11 protein-coding genes and 2 pseudogenes are annotated in these 14,771 nt (G+C 64.9%); 8 read left to right on the top strand and 5 right to left on the bottom strand.

Annotation, left to right across the window (positions count from 1 at the left end; translation table 11 throughout):
- The first annotated feature begins 133 nt into the window (after positions 1-133).
- The 3 genes from AC5QPF_RS14655 to AC5QPF_RS14645 all read left to right on the top strand — a co-directional run bounded on the left by AC5QPF_RS14655 (position 134) and on the right by AC5QPF_RS14645 (position 4,840).
- A complete protein-coding gene (locus AC5QPF_RS14655; RefSeq protein ID WP_494963905.1) occupies positions 134-688 on the top strand; it encodes an eCIS core domain-containing protein in 555 nt (184 codons plus the stop codon).
- 287 nt (positions 689-975) lie between these two features.
- Positions 976-1,590: a response regulator gene (locus AC5QPF_RS14650; RefSeq protein WP_494963904.1), complete on the top strand. Its 615-nt coding sequence runs from the start codon at positions 976-978 to the stop codon at positions 1,588-1,590.
- A 7-nt stretch (positions 1,591-1,597) separates the two neighbouring features.
- Positions 1,598-4,840 (top strand): ATP-binding protein, encoded by a 3,243-nt coding sequence (locus tag AC5QPF_RS14645; RefSeq protein ID WP_494963903.1) that lies wholly within the window; start codon positions 1,598-1,600, stop codon positions 4,838-4,840.
- Positions 4,841-4,969: 129 nt separating this feature from the next.
- On the opposite strand, the gene AC5QPF_RS14640 is transcribed toward AC5QPF_RS14645, so the two are convergent.
- Complete coding sequence (locus AC5QPF_RS14640) at positions 4,970-5,719, bottom strand: PDC sensor domain-containing protein (RefSeq protein ID WP_494963902.1); 750 nt, start codon at positions 5,717-5,719, stop codon at positions 4,970-4,972.
- Between the two features lie 47 nt (positions 5,720-5,766).
- A complete protein-coding gene (locus tag AC5QPF_RS14635; RefSeq protein ID WP_494963901.1) occupies positions 5,767-6,513 on the bottom strand; it encodes an FCD domain-containing protein in 747 nt (248 codons plus the stop codon).
- 228 nt (positions 6,514-6,741) lie between these two features.
- On the opposite strand from AC5QPF_RS14635, the gene AC5QPF_RS14630 reads away from it, so the two are divergent.
- The 5 genes from AC5QPF_RS14630 to AC5QPF_RS14610 all read left to right on the top strand — a co-directional run bounded on the left by AC5QPF_RS14630 (position 6,742) and on the right by AC5QPF_RS14610 (position 12,192).
- Positions 6,742-8,166: an aminobutyraldehyde dehydrogenase gene (locus AC5QPF_RS14630; RefSeq protein ID WP_494963900.1), complete on the top strand. Its 1,425-nt coding sequence runs from the start codon at positions 6,742-6,744 to the stop codon at positions 8,164-8,166.
- 132 nt (positions 8,167-8,298) lie between these two features.
- Positions 8,299-8,904, top strand: coding sequence for a dimethylamine monooxygenase subunit DmmA family protein (locus tag AC5QPF_RS14625; protein ID WP_494963899.1), 606 nt, complete (start codon positions 8,299-8,301; stop codon positions 8,902-8,904).
- The gene (locus AC5QPF_RS14620; protein WP_494963898.1) at positions 8,901-9,869 is read left to right on the top strand and encodes a 2Fe-2S iron-sulfur cluster-binding protein; all 969 of its coding nucleotides are present in this window, start codon (positions 8,901-8,903) and stop codon (positions 9,867-9,869) included. The genes AC5QPF_RS14625 and AC5QPF_RS14620 overlap by 4 nt, the downstream gene beginning before the upstream one ends.
- A 16-nt stretch (positions 9,870-9,885) precedes the next feature.
- Positions 9,886-10,935 carry a heme-dependent oxidative N-demethylase subunit alpha family protein gene (locus AC5QPF_RS14615; RefSeq protein ID WP_494963897.1) on the top strand — a complete coding sequence of 350 codons (1,050 nt, stop codon included), beginning with the start codon at positions 9,886-9,888 and terminating at the stop codon, positions 10,933-10,935.
- 60 nt (positions 10,936-10,995) lie between these two features.
- Positions 10,996-12,192, top strand: a complete 1,197-nt coding sequence (locus AC5QPF_RS14610; protein WP_494963896.1) for an MFS transporter — start codon at positions 10,996-10,998, stop codon at positions 12,190-12,192.
- Between the two features lie 106 nt (positions 12,193-12,298).
- Here the strand turns inward: AC5QPF_RS14610 and AC5QPF_RS14605 are convergent.
- From AC5QPF_RS14605 to gntR, 3 genes and pseudogenes are all read right to left on the bottom strand, one after another.
- Positions 12,299-12,721: pseudogene (locus AC5QPF_RS14605) on the bottom strand (methyl-accepting chemotaxis protein); the annotation flags it as partial.
- A gap of 162 nt (positions 12,722-12,883) precedes the next feature.
- A pseudogene (locus AC5QPF_RS14600) lies at positions 12,884-13,513 on the bottom strand (PAS domain-containing protein); the annotation flags it as partial.
- A 198-nt stretch (positions 13,514-13,711) separates the two neighbouring features.
- The gene (gene gntR, locus AC5QPF_RS14595; protein ID WP_494963895.1) at positions 13,712-14,731 is read right to left on the bottom strand and encodes an HTH-type transcriptional regulator GntR; all 1,020 of its coding nucleotides are present in this window, start codon (positions 14,729-14,731) and stop codon (positions 13,712-13,714) included.
- Between the last annotated feature and the right edge of the window lie 40 nt (positions 14,732-14,771).

Genomic DNA, 14,771 nt, shown 5'->3' with positions numbered 1-14,771 from the left:
AAGCGCGAAGGATGCCTGTCCAACCGCCGCGTCTCAAGTCCTGCAGGAAATTCTTGCGGGCCGCCAACCAAACCGCGAAATACCGGTCAAACTGCCCATCCATTGCGTCACTCGCCTGATCGGCAGGAGTTTCATGTCTATCCGCGCCACCACTGCCCTGCTGCTCTGCCTGGGCCTCGTCGCCCCGGCCCCCGCCACCCAGGGTCAGCCCGACGACCTGTTCACCCTGCTCGACAATGTCGCACGCATGGCCTCCTCCGGTCTCGCCAGTTGGCTCACGCTGTCACGGGACACCGCGCTGGCCAAGGGCGTCGAGCCGATCCCCCTGGATATACGCGCGCAACTGGAGCCCTGGTACGACTTCCAGGTACTGGACGCCGCGCGCTACCAGGTGGGCGACTCGCAACAACTGGATGCCGCCAGCGCTTTCCTGCAGAACCCCGATGTGGCCGCGGTGACACTGGTCGATGTGATCGTCTTCCGCACTGCCGAGGACGCCCGCGACAACGTCGCCCTCTGGGCCCATGAACTCAAGCATGTGCAGCAATACCAGGAATGGGGTGTGCAAGGCTTCGCCACGCGCTACACCCAAAACTACGAGGCGGTGGAAGCACCGGCCTACGCGATTCAGGCCGAAGTGGCCAAGGCTTTGCGTCTGGCACCGGGCGGGCGCATTGCCGGGCACTGAACAGGGCTTTTCCCACGGAATCAGGCCCCTGTCCGTCAGCATGATTCCCGCCATCTTGTCAGCCAAGCACCCGGCCACCCTGAACCCAGGGGCTGTGTCCTACCGAAGGACCTTGAGCACATCTTGTAGGACTATTCATCTAATCAGCCTGAATTGTTCCACAGCTCTATACTCTGCGTACTCATCGAACCTGATTCGACGTATCGTGAGCGGCCCGTCTGAAGCGGCGGTTTCCCCTCCTGAGTGACTCGGGAAAAATCCATTCCTGATGCAGGAGTTCCCAAGCGATGCACAAGATCCTGATCGTCGACGATCATCCCACCGTACGTTTTGCCACCCGCCTGCTGATGGAGCGCGAAGGCTACGAAGTGGTCGGCGAAGCCCACGATGGCGTCAGTGCCGTGAGCATGAGCCAGGAACACAACCCCGACGTGGTCATTCTCGATCTCGGCCTGCCTCGCCTCGATGGCCTCAGCGTACTGGAGCGCCTGCGCGCCCTCGACCCGCCGCCGCGAATCATGGTCTTCACCGGGCTGCCGCCACGCCTTTTCGCCAAACGCTGCATCGAGGCCGGCGCCTCGGCGTTCGTGCGCAAGGACGAAGACTTGCAGATCCTCATCGGCGCGCTCAGGGCGGTGCTCAGTGGCTATTCCTACCTGCCCGACGCCCTGCGCCTGACGCCCCGGGCGCACTCGGAGAGCGATCGCCTCGATCGCCTGTCCAACCGTGAGTTCGAGGTGATGCGGCAACTGGCCAAAGGCGCCACCAACCACGAGATCGCCGAGGCGATGATCCTCAGTTCGAAGACCATCAGCACCTACAAGACCCGCATCATGGACAAGCTTCAGGTTCGCTCGCTGGCGGAACTGCTGGACCTGGCCAACCGCTACGAAATGATCTAAGGCGCCGATGACGCTTCGACTGCTGATCGCCTGCAGCCTGCTTCTGCTGGCGCCCACGGCCCTGCCGATGGACGACGCTGCGCCCCGCGAACTGCTCGGTCGCTCCCTGAGCAGCAGCGCGCCACCGCATCTAAGCACTGCCGACCGGCAATGGCTGGAGCGCAAGCAGGTCCTGCGCCTGGGCACCTCGGCACCGGACTATCCGCCGCTCGACATCAACGTCAGCCAGCGCGACTACGAAGGCCTCACCGCCGACTACGCCGGACTGATCAGCGAGCAACTGAAGATTCCTCTTGAAGTACGCCACTTTCCCGATCGTCACGCCGCGATCAAGGCCCTGCAACGCGGCGACATTGACCTGCTGGGTAGCGCCAACGGCTACGAAGGCGCCAACAGCGAACTGCTGCTGAGCCTGCCCTACGCCGACGACCAGGCGATCATCGCCACACTGGTGGGCAAGCCGCGCAGCCCCGGCGACGACCTGGCCGGAGTGCGCCTGGCCATGGTCGATCACTACCTGCCCGTGGAGCGCATCCGCCAGGTCTACCCCCGTGCGACCCTGCAACTCTACGCGTCGAGCATGGCCGCGTTATCGGCCCTGACCCAGGGCGATGCCGACGCCTTCATCGGCGACGCCATCAGTTCCGACTACCTGATCGGCAACCACTACCGCGACAGCGTGCAGATCGCCTGGTACGTCAAACCGCTGCGCTCTTCCTTCAGCTTCGCCCTGGAGCACGACAACACCACCCTGTTGCGGGTTCTCGACCAGGCCCTGGCCAGCCTTTCCGAAAGCGACCGGATCAATGTCGCCCGGCGCTGGAGCAGCGGCCTCAACAGCCCGCTACTGAACCGCGGCGCGCTGCACCTGGCGGCGGAGGAACAGGCCTGGATTCGCCAGCATCCCAGCGTGCGGGTAGTGATCAACAAGTATTTCGCGCCCCTCACCTTCCTCGACGACAAGCAGCAGTTTCGCGGCATCACCGCCGACCTGCTGGAGCAGATCAGCCTGCGCACCGGTCTGCATTTCCAGATCATCGAGGCCGAGAGCGTGGCGCAGATGATCCATCTCGTGGAAAGCGGCGAGGCCGATGTGATCGGCGCCCTGCCCTACGGCGGCGAGCGCGCGCGCAGCCTGACCTTCACCCGCCCGTACCTGACCACGCCGCGGGTGCTGGTCACCACTATCCATCCGGACGCCCCGGACACCGCCGCAGACCTTGAGGGCAAGCGCCTGGCACTGATCCGCGGCACACCGTACGCCGAGACCCTGCGCCGCGAACATCCCGGCATCCAGTTGGTAGAGGTAGACGACCCGCTGGCGCTGATGGAGCACGTCGCCCGGGGCCGGGCCGACGCGGCGATCAGTAGCCAGATCAACGCCGCCTACTTCATCAGCCGGCTGTTCAAGGACCGTCTGCGCATTGCCGCACTGCTCGACGACAGCCCGGCCACTGCGGCCTTCGCCGTGGCCCGCGGCGACAACACGCTGCACGCCATACTGGAAAAGACCCTGCTGAGCATCGAGCCGGACGAAATGACCCAGCTCGCCAACCGCTGGCGTACCAACGCGCTGATCAGCGACAACCCGTGGCGCAACTACCGCGGGCTGGTGCTGCAGATTCTTGTGGTCGCCGGCCTGACGATCCTTGCCGTGGTGCTGTGGAACCGCAACCTGCGGCGTCTGGTCGCCCAGCGCGAGGCAGCGGAACAGGCACTGCAACGCCAGCTGAAGATCAGCGAGGGCCTCCTGGACGAGTTGCGCCAGGCCAAGGAACAGGCCGACAGCGCCAACCACGCCAAGAGCACCTTCCTCGCCACCATGAGCCACGAGATCCGCACGCCGATGAATGCGGTGATCGGCTTGCTGGAACTGGCCGTGAAGGATGCCGGACAGGGCCGTGTCGACCAGACCTCCTTGCAGGTGGCATTCGACTCGGCCAGCGGGTTGCTGCAGCTGATCGGCGATGTACTGGACATCGCCCGAATCGAATCCGGGCACATGGCCCTGGCGCCGCAACCGACCGATCTGCACGAGCTGATCCGCGCCACCGCGCGGGTCTTCGACAGCAGCGCACGGCTCAAGGGCCTGGCGCTGCGGCTGGACTTGCCAGCGCCGGCGCGACCGCTGTCGGTGGACCCGCTGCGCCTGCGCCAGGTACTGGCCAACCTGCTGAGCAATGCAATCAAGTTCACCGAGCAGGGAGAGGTACGCATCAGCTTGCGGCTGGAGGCTCGGGCGGACGGCGCACGGGTCCGGCTGCTGGTGGAAGACAGCGGCATCGGCATCAGCGCGGACGATCAGGCCCGGCTGTTCAGCCCCTTCGCCCAGGCCGGACGCCAGCCGGAACGCCAGGGTACCGGGCTGGGTCTGGTGATCAGCCGGACCTTGTGCGAGCTGATGGGCGGCACCCTGCACCTGTCCAGCGAACCGGGGCACGGCACCTGTGCCGAAGTGGCCTTGCAGTTGCCCTGGGCCGGCGCGCTGGAGGCCGCCACGCTGAACGGGGCGGACACCCCGACCGGCACGGTGGCCCTGAGTATCCTGGTGGTGGACGACTATCCCGCTAACCTGATGCTGCTGGAGAAGCAGCTACATGTGCTCGGACACCGGGTCAGCCAGGCCGGCGATGGGGCCGCAGCACTGCAGCTGTGGCGCGACGGGGATTTCGATGTGCTGATCACCGACTGCAACATGCCCGGGATGGACGGGCATCAACTGGCCCGGGCGGTACGTGCCGAGGAAGCCGCTGGCCAGCGGCGGCGCTGCCTGATCCTGGGCCTGACCGCCAACGCCCAGGCCGAGGAACGCGAGCGTTGCCTGGCTTCGGGCATGGATGACTGCCTGTTCAAGCCCATCGGGTTGCGAGCGCTGCGCAGTCACCTGGGCGGATTGGTCGTGGTTGAGGAAGACGACAGCGGGTTCGATTTGGATGAACTGCGTCATCTGACACGGGATGATCCGCAGTTGATCCAGCGCCTGGTGGCGCAACTGGTCGACAGCACCGAGCAGGACCTCGCCGCGCTGCGGGCGCTGGGGCCGGACTCGCCGAGGCCGGCGCTGAAGGCCCTGGCCCATCGGATTCGCGGGGGGATGAAGATGCTCAAGGCGCGGGGTCTGGTTGCCCACTGCGATGCGCTGGAGCAGGGATGTGCGGAGAATGCCGGGCACCAGGAGCTGCAGAGGCTGAAGAAAGCACTGGAAGGGAGTCTGGAAAGATTGTTGAAACGGCTGGCATCCGGGGATTGATCCGGATGCTCTGCTGAACCTGATGGCCTCATCGCGGGCAATGCCCGCTCCCGCAATGTCTGCGGCGAAACCGAACCCTGTGGGAGCGGGCATTGCCCGCGATGAGGCCGGCATGCCTGGCAAAAAACCTCAGGCCGGCTTGCGCAACCCGGGCAACCGCACCAGCGACCACCCTGTCTCCGACTCCGACAAGGTCAACCGGATCTCATCCAGCTGCAAGGTATTGAGCAACGTCGCCACCAGGTCGCCCACCATCCAGTTCGCCGTGTTCGAGGCGATCACCCGCCCGTCCGCCGACAGCAGCACTGCCTCGTGGTCCAGCTTCATCAAACTGCGCACCAGCAGGCGCTCCAGGTTGTGCAGCGACAGGTCCAGCCCCGCCACCCCGATGAACCGGCCCTGCACCAGGATCGGCATGGTGAAGGTCAGCACGTACATGTTGGTGCCGTACAAATCCACGTATGGCCCCTCGACCACAGACTTGCCGGTATCCCGCGGGCGCCGGTACCAGGGCATCTCGGTGTAGTCGTAATAGTTCTCCCGGCGTCGGTCGAAGTTGGGACGCAACGGCAGGGTCTTGCCGGCGTCCGCCAGGTACCACCATTCCAGATGCATTTCACGGTCGGCCAGGCCTTTGGGCTCGACAATCACCCCGCCACCGCAACCGAAGGCTCCGGTAGCCAGCAACTGCCGGTCGATGGCAGGACGCAGCAAGGCCAGGTCCCGCGCCACGGGCTGGCGGCCCTCGGCCAGGACCCGCTCCCACAGGGAACGGGTTTCTTCCACCAGCTCACGGACCTGGCTGAAGATGCTTCCCAGGGTACTGTCCAACTGCTGCGCACAGGCGGAAAAGGAAGCGTTGTCGCTCGGAGCAAACATGGCATTACCTCACACAGGTTCGGCTTTTCTTCTTATGGGTTGCTGCGTCACTCGGCCTCGGCCAGCAATTCCAGGCGCAGGCTGATCAGCCGTTTGATGCCCCGATTGACGTGGGCTTCGGCCAGAGCTCCGGCCAATACCGAATCACCGGCGACCAGCGCCTGGAGAATCGCCTGGTGTTCCTGCTCGACCAGGGTGATATCGCCGCCCCCGGCCGCCTCCATCCACAACAGCTCTCCGACCTCCGACTGCAGGCGCATCTCCGCGTGGGTCAGGCGCAGGGATTGTGCGGCCGCCGCCACTTCAATATGGAAACGCGCATCGGCGCGGTGCCGGCCCAGGCGCGAGCCGGCCTGGCGCAACATCTCGATATGATGGGCGATACGTGCCTGCTGTTCCGGCGAACTGCGCTTGGCCGCCAGGCGTGCGGCGGTGCCGGAGATTGCTGTCTGTTCGTCGCCGAGGTCGCGCAGGTCTGGCCCGCTCATGTCACGCAGGCGTTGTAACAGCAAGGCCTCGGGCAACTCCACCGGGGCGCAGACAAAGCTGCCGCCATTGCGCCCGCGACGGGTTTCGATCAGGCCACGCTGGCGCAGCACCACCAGCGCCTCGCGCAGGGTCACCGTGGCCACCCCCAGTTGCAGGGCCAGCTCCGATTCGCTGGGTAACTGCTGGCCTTCAGCGAACAGCCCCAGTTCGATGGCTTCCACCAGGCGCCGGGCCACTTCATCGGTGCGCCCCTCCTGGCGCAGGCGGATGAACGCGGTGTTACGTGCACTGTCCAGGGCAGTCATTGCCTCTCCCTATCGAGCACCTGACGGGCTCGGACTAAAAATTCGGTTTCGCATCTTATAGCGAAGCACAGTCCGCTTGGTAGCGCCTTATGACCTTATGGTTACGCCAATTCTGTCTTTTCAGGCTAGCAAGCAAATTTAAGATATGGTTTTATATGTTTAAGCCTTGCGCAGGCTCCCTGATCCAGCGCACCTGTATTCATCAATAACTCCAAGCAGGAATACGCAATGCAAACCAGACTCCTGATCAACGGCCAGTTGGTCGATGGCCAAGGTGCCCCCTACGCCGTATACAACCCGTCCGAGGGCGCTGTGCTGGTCGAGATTCCCGAAGCCAGCAGCGCCCAGGTGGACGCCGCGGTGCAGGCCGCCGACCAGGCCTTCGACGGGTGGGCGCAGACCCCGCCGAAAGAACGTGCGCACCTGCTGCTCAAGCTGGCCGACCTGATCGAGGCCAATGCCGAGCACCTGGCACGCCTGGAGTCACAGAACTGCGGCAAGCCCTACCAAGCCGCGCTGAACGACGAAATCCCCGCCATTGCTGACGTATTCCGCTACTTCGCCGGTGCCAGCCGTTGCCTGTCGGGTTCGGCCGGTGGTGAATACCTGCCGGGCCACACCTCGATGATCCGCCGCGACCCGCTGGGGGTGATCGCCTCCATCGCGCCATGGAACTACCCGTTGATGATGGTGGCGTGGAAACTCGCTCCTGCCCTCGCCGCTGGCAACACCGTGGTGCTCAAACCGTCCGAGCAGACCCCGCTGACCGCCCTGGCCCTGGCAGAACTGATCGCCGGCCTGTTCCCTGCCGGCGTGGTCAATATCCTCTTCGGCTGCGGCCCAAGCGTCGGCGAGCCGCTGGTCAATCATCCGAAGGTGCGCATGGTCTCGCTGACCGGTTCGGTGGCTACCGGCGCGCGGATCATTTCCAGTACTGCCAGCAGCGTGAAGCGTACCCATATGGAACTGGGCGGCAAGGCCCCGGTGCTGATCTTCGATGACGCCGATATCGACGCGGCCGTCGAGGGCATCCGCGCCTTCGCCTTCTATAACGCCGGACAGGACTGCACCGCGGCCTGTCGCCTGTACGTACAGCGTGGCGTTTATGAGCAGTTCGTCGAGCAGTTGGGCTCGGCGGTCTCGACCCTGCGCATGGGCCAGCAGGACGATCCGCAGACCGAGCTCGGCCCGCTGATCACCCGCGACCACCTGGAGCGCGTCGAAGGCTTCGTCAATCGCGCCAAGGCGCAGCCGCATATCCGCGTCATCACCGGCGGCCAGCGGGTCGACGGCCCCGGCTTCTTCTTCGAGCCGACCGTGCTGGCCGATGCCCGCCAGGACGACGAGATCGTCCAGCGCGAGGTGTTCGGGCCGGTGCTCAGCATCACCCCGTTCGACGACGAAGCGCAGGCCCTGGCCTGGGCCAACGACTCCGACTACGGCCTGGCCTCCTCGGTCTGGACCCGCGACGTCGGCCGCGCCAACCGCCTCGCCGCACGCCTGCAGTACGGCTGCACCTGGGTCAACACCCACTTCATGCTGGTCAGCGAAATGCCCCATGGCGGCATGAAGCAGTCCGGCTATGGCAAGGACATGTCGATGTATGGGCTGGAGGACTACACCTGCGTCCGGCACGTGATGTTCAAGCACTGATTTACCTGATGAAAACGCCCTAATGGCAACCGAAACAAAACATATAAAACCATAGGCAATATGGCCAAAGCGCTAGCGCTGACCGCCATGACCGTCCCGCTTCGCCGGGACGGCGACTTACGAGGTCCGATCATGCTTATCACCGGCATCAAGAGCCGCCCGGTCTACGACCGGCTGCAACCCATGACGGGTGGCCTGCGCCACCTGGTCGCGGGCCAGGGCAGCGGCGGCGCGGCAATGCTGCGCCTGATCGCGGACATGTCCGCCGAACAGCGCCAGCACAGCGCCCTGCTCTACTCCACCGAATCCTTCTCCGGACACAACCACCTCAGTGAACTCCTGACCGTCCAGGCCGACGGCCTCGAAGTGTTCCCCAGCAACCAGGCCCTGATCGCCGCCCTGCGCGAGCGCCTGGGCGCCGCGCAGATGGGCCTGCGCCTGTACCTCAGCGGCTCGGAAAGCTTTATCGGCACCGCCATGCAGGCCGCCAACGCGGTCGATCTCAATCGCGACGAGGTGCTGCGCGAACACAGCGGCACCCTGGTCCGCCGGGTCTGGTGCGCGCATTGCGACACCTACACCGAAAACGTCACCCACCGCGTCTTCACCTGTCCCGGTTGCCAGCTCGAGCTGGTGGTGCGCGACCACTATTCCCGCCGTCTGGCCGCCTTCCAGGGCATCAAGGCCGATGGCGAAGTCCCGGGTGAAATGCCTGCCGCCGAGGAACTCGACACATGAATACCCATAACGGCACCTTGAGCGTGCGCGTCTCGCGCATCGAGCCACTGACCCCGGAAATCACCCGCTTTACCTTCGTCGACCCGAGCGGCAGCCACCTGCCCGCCTTCTCCGGCGGCAGCCATGTGGTGGTGGTCCTCGAAGACGGCGACAAGACCCACCGCAACGCCTATTCGCTGATGAGCTCACCGTACGACTCCAGCGTCTACCAGATCGCCGTACGCCGGGTGGCCGACGGGCGTGGCGGTTCGCGCTTCATCCACGACCGGGTGAAGGAAGGCGACCTGTTGCAAATCCTCCAGCCGGCCAACCTGTTCCCGCTGGCCAAGCATGCCCGCCAGCACCTGTTCATCGCCGGCGGCGTGGGCATCACACCGGTGTATTCGCAGCTGGAAGAGCTGGACCTGAAAAAGGCCATGTTCGAACTGCACCTGGCCGTGCGCGGCCCGGAACACATCGCCCTGGGCCGCGAGCTGCAGGCAAAGTACGGTTCCCGCGTGCACCTCTACGTGCAAGGCGAAGACACGCGCATGGATATCCCCGCGATACTCGCCGGTCGTCCGCTGGGCAGCCACGTCTACGTCTGCGGCCCGGACAGCATGATCGACGACACCATCGAGAGCGCCCACGCCCTCGGCTGGACCGACAGCCATATCCATTACGAGCGCTTCGTCGAACAGGGCTCCAGCGGCCAGCCGTTCAGCGTCACCCTGGCGCGCCAGGGCGTGACCATCGAGGTGCCTGCCGAGCAATCGCTGCTCGAAGCCGCCGAGCAGGCCGGCTACAAGGTGCCGTACCTGTGCCGTGGCGGCGCCTGCGGCTACTGCGAGACCGAAGTGCTTGACGTCGAGGGCGAGCTGGACCACCGCGACGACTGGCTCAGCGAGGAAGACAAGCTGAGCAAGCGCAAATTCATGCCGTGCGTATCCCGGGCCAACTGCAGCCGCCTGGTCGTGGACCTCTGAGACAGGACAACAACAAATGACCGTATTCAAACCGATCGAAAGCTACGCCGACCTCGACACCCAGGGCTTCACCTACGCCAACAGCCGCGAGGCGGTGCTGCGCCTGCCCTTCCCCTACCCGGAAGACCAGTACATGTACTCGATGAACGTCGAGCCCCATGTGCCGTTCGGCAGCGGCGCCCTGCGCGCCCAGTTCGATATCGACGAGCACTACATTTCCGAGTGCCATCACCGAGCGCAGATCCTCGAAAGCCAGCCGGGCATCCATTACGCCGCCCTGCCGCACATGATGGAAGCGCAGTGGGACCTGCTGGAGCTGCTGATGGAGTCGTACTCCCGCGACTTTCCCGAGCATTTCAGCCTGGAGAAGAACGGCAGCCAATGGCACTGGATCAACCGCCCGCTGGGCATCGACGACCGCTTCGTGTTCGGCGACGCCAGCACCCTGCCGATGGAACCGATGGAGTACATCACCCGCCAGGCTCAGGGCGAGTTCATCCTCCTCGAAGAGCGCGACGACACCCTGGTGATGGGTGCCGGCATGGCCACCCAGCGCGCCGACTACTCGCTGCGCTTCAACCTCGGCATGAGCTTCATGGAGTTTCACGGCCCGGTGCCGAAGCTGCACGAGATGGGCATCCTCCAGCGCGCGCTGAAGTTCCTGCTGCGCCTGCGTCCGGGCCACCCGGTGCGTCGCACCAACTGGTCGATCACCGTCAACCCGCGCCTGGAAACCTCCGCAGAGACCCTGCCGGACTGGGCCCCGGACCGCACCACGGTAACCGCCGAGAACGCCGGCGAGCTGGTCAACCTGCGCATCGAGCTACAACCGCTGCACCGTCTGCCGCGCAGCAACGCCGTGCTGTTCCCCGTGCGCACCTACCTGGTAAGCCTGCAGCAGTTGGCCGACTTCGCCCCGCAATGGGCCAAGCGCATGCACCGGGTCATTCGTGACCTGGACCAGGAACTGGTGGACTACAAGGGCTTCACCCGTTACCGCGATGCCATGGTGACCTGGCTGTCGCAATACGACGACGGGACGCCAGTCGACGAAAGTCAGCAGTAAATCTCAACCAGCGCGCCGATAATGGCGCGCTTTTTTGCGTGCAACCCCGGGAAAACCACAATGAAAACAATACGTCACTTCCTCCCCGAGAGCTGGAGCCTGGTGTTCTCCGCAGCGGCGTCCGCCTACGGTGTCGGCTTGCTGGGCCTGTGGGCCTTGCCGTTCCTGATCAGCGCGATCATCCATGACCTGCAATTGAACGAAGCCCAGGCCGGTCTGCTGATGTCGGCGGAATTCGGCTTCACCATGCTCGCTTCGCTGCTGGTTGCGCCGCTCATGGGCCGTGCGCCACGGCGGACCCTGGCCATCGCCGGCACCCTGCTGGCGGTCGCCGCCAACCTGGTCAGCGCCAATGTCGACAGCCTCTATGTGCTGGCCGCAGTGCGCTGCGTCGCCGGTATCGGTGCCGGCCTGGCCCTGGCCTGTGGCAATGCCGCGGTGTCCAGCGCCAAGCAGCCGGACCGTATCGCCGGACATATGAACGTGCTTTCGGTGCTGCTGATGATCGTGGTGATGCTCGGCTACGCCAAGGTCATGGCGCTGTATGGCCTGCCCGGGCTGTACTACGCCATGGCTGGCACCATGGCCGTGATGCTCCTGGCGATCCCGGCCATGGCTCAGCGCGCGCCGCTGGTGGAGACGCTGGTGGTTTCGACGGGTGGCAAGGGCAATGTGCTGCTGACCTTGCCGGCGATCTGCATGATGCTGGCGATGTTCGTGTTCCAGGCCCGCGACACCATGGGCTGGGCGTTCGTCGAGCGGATCGGGACCATGGTGGGCTACAGCGGTGATGAACTGGGCGTGTTGCTGTCGGTACAGTCGGTGGTCGGCCTGATCGGTCCGCTGCTTGCCGCCATGATCGGCAAGCGCTTCGGCATGAGCACGCCGGTGATCCTCGCGGTGCTGCTGACCGGGGCCACCAGCCTGAGCTATGTGTTGGGCGAACACTCGAAGACGCTGTACACGGCAGGCGTGATGACCATCTGCGTCACCTACTTCTATGCCCTGAGCTATTTGACCGGACTGGCGGCGGAACTGGACCGTGAAGGTCGGGTGGTGGCGGCGGCCGGCAGTTTCCTCAGCCTGGGGCTGGCGGTGGGGCCGGCGATTTCCGGTGGGTTGATTTCTCTGGGTGGGTTTACGTTGGCAGCCTGGGGGATTGCGGTGACGGTGGTGCTGACTCTTGCGCTGGTGAGCGTGCCGCTGGCGCGGATTCGCCGGGAGCATGTGGTGGCGCAGCTGGCTGCTGCGGTCTGATCGACCGTGTTGGCTTCATCGCGGGCAACGCCCGCTCCCACAAGGTTCGGCGTCGCCGCGGACATTGGGAGAGCGGGCGTTGCCCGCGATGAGGCCCGCACAGACACTAATGCAATTGCAGGGTCGAGTTGATCTGGCTGATCGCATCCACCACATGCCGTGAACCCTGCTGGATCTCCAGGATCACCTCCCCCGCCTCATTGGCCAACTCCACCCCCAGCCCCGTACGGCTCAGGCTGGACTGCATGCTCGCCACCGCATTCAGCGAAAGATCATGGTTCTGCCGCACCACTTCGACGATCTCCAGGGTCGCCTTGCTGGTTCGCGCCGCCAGGTTGCGCACTTCCTCCGCCACCACGGCGAAACCCCGCCCATGTTCACCAGCCCGCGCCGCTTCGATCGCCGCATTCAAGGCCAGCAGGTTGGTCTGGTCGGCAATCCCGCGAATGGTCAGAACAATCTGGCCGATCAGTTCCGACTGACGATTCACCGCATCGATGTTGCGTGCCGCCTCATTGAGATCATGGGAAATCTCCTCGATCACATGCACCGTCTGCTGCACCACCTCCGAGCCCTTGCGCGCGCAGGCATCGTTCTGCACCGAGGTGGCATGGGCAGCCTCGGCGGCGGACTGCTGGGTGCAGACCTGATGAGTGATGTCGCTGGCGAACTTGACTACCTTGTACAAGCGGCCCTTGGTGTCGAAGATCGGGTTGTACGAGGCTTCGAGGTAGACCATCTGCCCCAGCTTGTTGACCCGCTCGAAACGGTGCGAATGGTATTCGCCGCGGTTCAGCGATGCCCAGAACGCCTTGTACGCCGGCGATTCGCTCTCGCTCTTGTGGCAGAACAGGCTGTGATGCTGGCCGATCACCTCGTCGAGGCGGTAGTGCATGGTGTTGAGGAAGTTCTCGTTGGCCGTGATCACCCGTCCTTCCGGAGTGAACTCGATCACCGCCATGGAGCGGCCGATGGCGTTGAGCAGGCAGTCGGCCTCATGTTCATGCACCACCCGCTGGGTGATGTCGCTGGCCACCTTGATGATGCTGGTGACCGCGCCATGCTCGCCGAGCACCGGCATGTAGCTGGCCTCCAGCCAGATTTCCTCGTGCTTGCGGTTGAGGCGCAGGAAGGTGCCGCTGCGCGGCTGGCCGTGGGCCAGGTCGCGCCACAACTGACGGTATTCCTCGGTCTTGGTATAGGCATCTTCACAGAAGAGCCGGTGATGCTGGCCGCGGATCTCGTCGATGCCGTAGCCCATGGCTTTGCAAAAATGCTCGTTTGCGTCGAGTACTACTCCATCGGGGCTGAACTCGATCATGGCCATGGAACGGCTGATCGCTGCCATTTTTGCGTTGGCTTCAGCCAGCGCCCGATTACACCGCTCGATTTCTGCCAGATCCGATTTGCGATGGGAGTCGAACATGGTTACGCACACTCCATTGGCGGAATTGTGCTCAGCATAGATGGGCCAAAGCGCCTAGCAAGCCTGTTGCCAGCACCATTTATCGGCTGATGTTCAACTGCTTTCGCGGATCATCAGCTCGAAGCCCAGGTCGCGCGGGGCGTTCTGCCGACTCTTGCCATCGAGCAGGTCGAGCAGCGCCTGGGCCGCGTGCTGACCGACGGCGGCCAGCGGCGTGCGGATCGAGCTCAGGCGCGGAACCATATGCGCCGAGGCCGGCAGGTCGTTGAAGCCGACCATGGCCACCTGCTCCGGCACCCGGATGCCCTGGCGCTGGGCCTGGAAGATGGCGCCGTGGGCCAGGTCGTCGTTGCAGAAGAAGATCCCGTCGATGTCGCCGTGACGCGCCAGCAACTGGCTGAACAGCTCGCCACCAAGGGCGATGGAAGACGGCTGAGGGACCATCAACTCCAGGCTGGCGTCATGCAGCCCGGCTTCGCCGAGGGCCCGGCGGAAGCCTTCGGCGCGTTGCAGCACGCGGGGGTCGAGCTGGGCGGCGATGAAGCCGAGGCGACGACGGCCGCGCTGCAGCAGGTGGCGGGCAGCGGTGTAGCCCGCGTCCTGCTGGGAAAAACCGACGCAAACCGCACCGTCCTGGCTGTCCAGTTCCATCATGTGCACGCGCGGCACGCGGCTGGCGTCGAGCATCTGCAGCGCGGCATCGCTACGCTCCAGGCCAGTGAGCAGCAGGCCGCGTGGCTGGTAGGCCAGGTAGTTGCGGATCAGGCTTTCTTCGATGGCGGCGTCGTAGTGGTAGTTGCCAATCAGCACGTCCAGGCCGCGGGGGCGCAGCACATCATGGATGGCGTCGAGGGTTTCGACGAACAGCTGGTTGGACAGCGACGGGATCAACACCACCACCGACTGGCTCTGCGCCGAGGCCAGGGCGCGAGCGGCGGGGTTGGCCACGTAGCCCAGCGCGGCGGCGGCGGCCTTGACCTTCTCCACCAGCTCCGGGGCCACCGTGGCCACGCCCCGCAGGGCGCGGGACACGGTGATCGGCGAGACACCGGAAAGCCGGGCGACTTCGGCGAGGGTGGGACGTCCGGTGGTACGGGAGCCGGTGCGGGTCATGGGGTCTCGGGCGCAAGCGGGGAAACCGCGTAGGTTAGTG

The sequence above is a fragment of the Pseudomonas sp. Con_6 genome (assembly GCF_059379395.1).
This window is presented reverse-complemented; position numbering and strand designations above follow the sequence as displayed.

Excerpts from the sequence above, each read along its gene's own strand:
- AC5QPF_RS14655 (WP_494963905.1), top strand. The coding sequence starts at position 134 with ATGTCTATCCGCGCCACCACTGCCCTGCTGCTCTGCCTGGGCCTCGTC.
- AC5QPF_RS14650 (WP_494963904.1), top strand. The coding sequence starts at position 976 with ATGCACAAGATCCTGATCGTCGACGATCATCCCACCGTACGTTTTGCC.
- AC5QPF_RS14645 (WP_494963903.1), top strand. The coding sequence starts at position 1,598 with ATGACGCTTCGACTGCTGATCGCCTGCAGCCTGCTTCTGCTGGCGCCC.
- AC5QPF_RS14640 (WP_494963902.1), bottom strand. The coding sequence starts at position 5,719 with ATGTTTGCTCCGAGCGACAACGCTTCCTTTTCCGCCTGTGCGCAGCAG.
- AC5QPF_RS14635 (WP_494963901.1), bottom strand. The coding sequence starts at position 6,513 with ATGACTGCCCTGGACAGTGCACGTAACACCGCGTTCATCCGCCTGCGC.
- AC5QPF_RS14630 (WP_494963900.1), top strand. The coding sequence starts at position 6,742 with ATGCAAACCAGACTCCTGATCAACGGCCAGTTGGTCGATGGCCAAGGT.
- AC5QPF_RS14625 (WP_494963899.1), top strand. The coding sequence starts at position 8,299 with ATGCTTATCACCGGCATCAAGAGCCGCCCGGTCTACGACCGGCTGCAA.
- AC5QPF_RS14620 (WP_494963898.1), top strand. The coding sequence starts at position 8,901 with ATGAATACCCATAACGGCACCTTGAGCGTGCGCGTCTCGCGCATCGAG.
- AC5QPF_RS14615 (WP_494963897.1), top strand. The coding sequence starts at position 9,886 with ATGACCGTATTCAAACCGATCGAAAGCTACGCCGACCTCGACACCCAG.
- AC5QPF_RS14610 (WP_494963896.1), top strand. The coding sequence starts at position 10,996 with ATGAAAACAATACGTCACTTCCTCCCCGAGAGCTGGAGCCTGGTGTTC.
- gntR (WP_494963895.1), bottom strand. The coding sequence starts at position 14,731 with ATGACCCGCACCGGCTCCCGTACCACCGGACGTCCCACCCTCGCCGAA.